The organism is Mesorhizobium sp. Arg314 (assembly GCF_053714275.1).
The window spans coordinates 1-4,879 of sequence record NZ_JBSKBP010000114.1 but is presented as its reverse complement, the minus strand read 5'-3'; the positions used below and the strand labels follow the sequence as shown (position 1 = coordinate 4,879).

Genomic DNA, 4,879 nt, shown 5'->3' with positions numbered 1-4,879 from the left:
AAGGATGTTACAGGCTTGTTCAACTGACCCCTCGCTCGACCGATGACTACATGGTCTCCCACGTAATTTACATTCCGCTGCTGGCTTTGGGCAATATAGAACTCACTCACGTCGCAAATTGAAAATATCGTTAATTCTGTCAGATCAACGAATTATGGCCAAGCAAGAAGAACCGACCGAGAGACAAAGAGCTATCCTGGCGGCAGTACGCCGCTTTCAGCAGTTTGAATTGGCGATCCACCGACTGGTTGTCCGGAGTGAGAGCTTTCTAGAGATATGCGAGGAGCTTGCCGACGCGGAGCTGGCGCTTTCAAGCGTCGACAAGACCACAACAGCGGCGTTGGTCGAGGCTAGACGAGCCGAATGGCAGGAACTCGTGGACCGGCTGGTTGGAGAAGTCGAGGCAGCGCTTCAGGACTTAGAGGCCAGCCGAATGACGTTGCCGCGAAAGTATCCCAACTTTCTGATTTTGGCAGCATATGGCCACACGGCTGCGAGTGCAAACATTGAGGCGTCGTGATTGGCGCGAAATGGCAAGACCTGTTCACCTGAGCCGAGCTAACGACGAGCAAGTTCAGTAGCTGCTCGACTCGATTGTCAGGTGTGCGCGATCGGAGGAGGAAAACTATGGACCGTCGTTCGTTGTTGAAAGGTCTCGCGGCGGCGAGCCTGTGCCCACTTTGTGTCAGTCGGGGGTTCGCGTCGGAAGGCCTGCATTGGAGCTATGAAGGCGAGACCGGACCCGACCATTGGGGCTCGCTCGCCGCCGAGAACGCCGCATGCTCCGTCGGATCGCAACAATCGCCAATCGATATCGCGGGCGCGACCAAGGCTGATCTGCCGCCGCTCAAATTTGCCTGGCAGAAGCGGGGCGGCAAGATGGTCAACAATGGTCACACGATTCAGTTGAACGTCCCACCAGGTGGAAAGCTAACCGTCGGCGACGCTCAATACGAACTGGTTCAGTTTCATTTCCATGCGCCGAGCGAGCACCTCGTCGGCGGAAAACATTATCCGATGGAAGCGCATTTCGTGCACCAGAAGGCGGGAGGCAAGGGTCTTGGCGTTATCGGGGTTTTTATCGATGAGGGGGCTGCGAACCATACTTTCAAGGCCATTGCAGGCGCGTTTCCGAAGGCCGCCGACAGCGAAGCGGACGCGCCGGACGACGCCAGTCCGCAGAACCTTCTGCCGAGATCGCTGAAATACTGGAAATACGCTGGCTCGCTGACGACGCCGCCCTGCGCGGAGACGGTCGATTGGATGGTGTGCAAGTCACCGATTACGGCTGACAAAGCCGACATCGCGAAATTCACCGCGCTGTACCCGATGAACGCGCGGCCGGCCCAGCCAATTGATCGTCGGTTTGTTCTGCGATCGTCATGACGACGGCTATGCGCCGGCAGGCACGGCGACGGAGGGGCAATCGCGGGATTCAGAGCATTGGTGCATGGATGTTGAAATGGCGCAACGGGTCTCTAATGCCTTCGTCTATCCCTGCATTCTGTGCAACGAAGGGACTCTGGGCTTGAGGCAGCGGCGCTGGGGATCATGGATGATCTGTAAGACGTTTCTTGTAGCTTTGATGTCCTTCGGGTTGGCGGCCTGCGCCAGTAGACCGGAAGATGTGCTGCTGCCGGTGGCCGCCTATGCCCCTGGGACATCAAGCGTGGACCTGCTGGTTGCGACAACTCGCCAATCCATTAAAGCGACCGGCCAGCTCTACTCAGGCGAACGTGGACGCGATTTGTCGTTCGTCAACATCGTAGTCTCGATTCCCCCCGATAGCGTGCGCAAGCCCGGCGAGGTTAACTGGCCGAAGCGTTCGCCAGGCAATTCTGCGACCGACTTTGTAACGACGAAGGTAACTCAGCTGGATCTTCCGCAAACGCGCAAATGGCTCGATGCACATGGCACTGCGACGCGGAAGCATCGAGCGATTGTGTTCGTACATGGTTTTAATAACCGGTTCGATGATGCCGTATTCCGGTTTGCTCAGATTGTACATGATACGGGCGCCGAGGTTACGCCGGTGCTGTTCACCTGGCCCTCGCGTGGGAGCGTATTTGCATATGGTTACGATCGCGAGAGCGCGAATTTTTCTCGTGATGCGCTCGAGGACACGCTAAATATGTTGGCGCGCGACCCGGCGATAAGCGAGGTCGACATCCTTGCCCACTCGATGGGAAATTGGCTTGTGTTGGAGACGTTGCGGCAGATGGCGATCCGCGATCGGCACCTGCCGACGAAGATCGCTAATGTCATGCTGGCGTCTCCCGACGTCGATGTCGACGTGTTCGGCAAAGAACTCGCGGATATGGGAAATTCGCACGCGAATTTCTCGCTGTTCGTCTCTCAGGACGATCATGCGCTGGCGGCTTCCCAGTGGCTTTCGGGCGGCGTTACTCGGCTAGGAGCCATAAATCCCGATGCTGAGCCGTACAAAAGCGAGTTAGCCGCCGAACATATCACCGTCTTCGATCTGACAAAGCTCAAAGCCGATGATCAGCTCAATCACAGCAAGTTCGCCTCCAGCCCTGAATTGGTCCGGCTTGTGACTCGTCGGTTGGAACAAGGTCAGGTAATCGATGACTATCACGAAAGCCTTGCCGATAAGGTCGTGGGAGCGACGGCGGGTGAGGTGGAGGCGGTGGAATCATCGCTTGAAACTGCGGAATCGGTGCAAACTGAGGCCCCGAAAGGGAAGACGCAGTGATCCCATCGACCCTGTCGCATGGCTCCCCCGCAAGGAGGATGCAGGACGTTAGGCGTGACGGCGACGGGGGCGTGAGTATTTGCGATCATCATATGGAGATCAACGGTAGTGGCGCCGTTACCGATGATCGCCAAAACGCAATCCTCTTCCGGCCCCAGTCATTACCTATCATAAACGCATGGAGCGAGGCCACCTGTCCAGGTAGCATGAATTCAGGAGAGAGCAACTTGGGAGGGAAGATTGAAATTTTCGACCTTTGCCGTTCTGGCTGCCCTTGCTTTGGCGATTGGAATAGGGGCGGCTGAAATTCAGCTGCGATACGGCTCACAGATAACAGCTTACGCTCGATCGATTGCGCGGTGAAGGTGCCTGCGTTCATTCCGGCAATGACGCTCGGTGCAATCGCTTGGTGTTTGCTGGCGCGTGACCTAGCGAACGAGCGCCGACGCTTCGGCTACCGGCGGCTATTCATCCTACTCAGGCGCGAGGGCGAGGCATCTGGGGTCAACCGTATCTACCGTCTCTATCGCGAGGAAGGTCTGACGGTGCGCAGGGCAAGTCGGCGAGCCGTCGGCACGCGGGCGCTGATCCTGGTCGAGGCAAAGAATGCGCTCTGGTCGCTGGATTTCGTCCATGCTTGACTGCGCGGCCGAAGCCGGTGCAGGCCGCTCAATCAGCGATCACAAGACCTGCTTTTCTAAGCGAGCCGAGAAAGGTCTCGACATCTTGCGGACGAGCCAAACGCATTGACACTTGCGCCCGCAGGTTTTTCACCAATGCCGGAATATTCTGTCGAAGCCATTCGCTCTCGCGGTGGGCTTCCGCAACGTTCCCTGCCTCACCGTTTATCGCAGCGCCAATCAAATGATAGATCGGATTCATCGGGGAAGGGGTTCTCTTTAGCCATGTTGCTGCTTGCGCATAGTCGCCGTCAAAATAGGAGCAAAGAGCCAAGTCCGCCTCATAGTTGGCTGACGCTCCGGGATTTGCTTGACGCGACACCGCTATCTTCGCGCAACCTTCCTTCCATTTTCCCGAAACTGCCAGGCGCTCGCCATATTCGCTCAAGAACTCGGTGTCGTTGGGGTTGAGTTTCAAGCTCTCCTCGCCTAGCTCCAACGCGGCATCAATCTGCCTGTCGAAATACAGAGCCAGCATTTTTGCCTGGCGCGCTGGCAAATTTAGGGGATCGAGTGCCACGGCGTGCTGGGCGGCAGCGAAAGCGCGCTCAAGCGCTGATGCCGGGGGCGTCCCATCGGCTGAAAATCCAAACCGGTAGTCATCGACATAGACCAATGCCAGGAGACCCCATGCCGTGGCGTAGCGGGGGAAGCGATCCACAGCTTGCTCAAGGCATGTGCGCACAGCGGGACGGCGCTCCGGATCAACGCCCAGCCGATATGCATAAAAAGAAAGTGTACAATTATAGGCTACCCAATCATCGGGGGCGTTGCTCACGTCGAGATCCTCGTCCGCTTGGAAGATCACGCCGTAAACCTGAGCCAAATTTTGCGCTACGCTGCGCGCAATTTCCTTTTGCGTGTCCCGAAATGCCGAGACTTTCAATGGGCCGTCGTAGCTATTTGCCCAAATTACCGACCCGGTGCCGCGATTGATGAGCCGGACCCGAAGCTGAAAGGCTTCGTCCGACAGCGTGACACTCCCAGCGATCTCAAATCGTGGCGGCGCCAAGGAGGCATCGTCCGGCTTCGGGGCCGATTCCATTACCAGCAAGTCTCTGAACTTGGAAAGTTGCTCGACAATTTCCTCCTTCAATCCACTTGCAACCACGCCTGCGGCCTGAGTGCCGCCCGGATTGTCAAAGGTCTGCACGAGCACACGGGGCTTTTCCGGCTCGCCGTGTTTGGCGGAGCCCCACCACCAAGCCGATACAGATGCCACGATCGCCAGAAGCACCATGAGCACGGCTGTTAGCAGTCGCGGCCGGGTTCTCCACAGGGGCGGGCGCTCTGTGACTGGCTGCGTGACAAATTGGGCTGGGAGCGGCGCTAACTGGGTTTCCGCCCGGCGCGCGAAGGAAGGAACATATCCACCCTTGGGAATGGATATGAGTACAGGATCCCCTTGTCCTGAGGTCAGGTAGTAGCGTTCCAGCGCCCGACGAAGATGGCCGGCCTCAATGCGGACGATCGGGTCCGTCTG

At 57.6% G+C, this 4,879-nt stretch carries 4 protein-coding genes and 1 pseudogene; 4 read left to right on the top strand and 1 reads right to left on the bottom strand.

From position 1 onward, the window contains the following. Positions 1-154 precede the first annotated feature (154 nt). From ACWGS9_RS34060 to ACWGS9_RS34045, 4 genes and pseudogenes are all read left to right on the top strand, one after another. Positions 155-520, top strand: a complete 366-nt coding sequence (locus ACWGS9_RS34060) for a hypothetical protein (protein ID WP_454509323.1) — start codon at positions 155-157, stop codon at positions 518-520. A 107-nt stretch (positions 521-627) separates the two neighbouring features. After that, positions 628-1,386 carry a carbonic anhydrase gene (locus ACWGS9_RS34055; RefSeq protein ID WP_454509322.1) on the top strand — a complete coding sequence of 253 codons (759 nt, stop codon included), beginning with the start codon at positions 628-630 and terminating at the stop codon, positions 1,384-1,386. Next, on the top strand, positions 1,355-2,716 hold the full coding sequence (locus tag ACWGS9_RS34050; protein ID WP_454509321.1) for an alpha/beta hydrolase: 1,362 nt from the start codon (positions 1,355-1,357) through the stop codon (positions 2,714-2,716). The genes ACWGS9_RS34055 and ACWGS9_RS34050 overlap by 32 nt, the downstream gene beginning before the upstream one ends. Positions 2,717-3,138: 422 nt before the next feature. Continuing rightward, positions 3,139-3,351 (top strand): annotated as a pseudogene (locus tag ACWGS9_RS34045) (IS3 family transposase); the annotation flags it as partial. 34 nt (positions 3,352-3,385) lie between these two features. On the opposite strand, the gene ACWGS9_RS34040 reads toward ACWGS9_RS34045, so the two are convergent. Further along, the coding region (locus ACWGS9_RS34040; protein WP_454509320.1) for a hypothetical protein at positions 3,386-4,879 on the bottom strand (1,494 nt) is incomplete at its 5' end.

Bases quoted from the DNA above. Each gene is read 5' to 3' on its own strand.
- ACWGS9_RS34060 (WP_454509323.1), top strand. From the start codon at position 155: ATGGCCAAGCAAGAAGAACCGACCGAGAGACAAAGAGCTATCCTGGCG.
- ACWGS9_RS34055 (WP_454509322.1), top strand. From the start codon at position 628: ATGGACCGTCGTTCGTTGTTGAAAGGTCTCGCGGCGGCGAGCCTGTGC.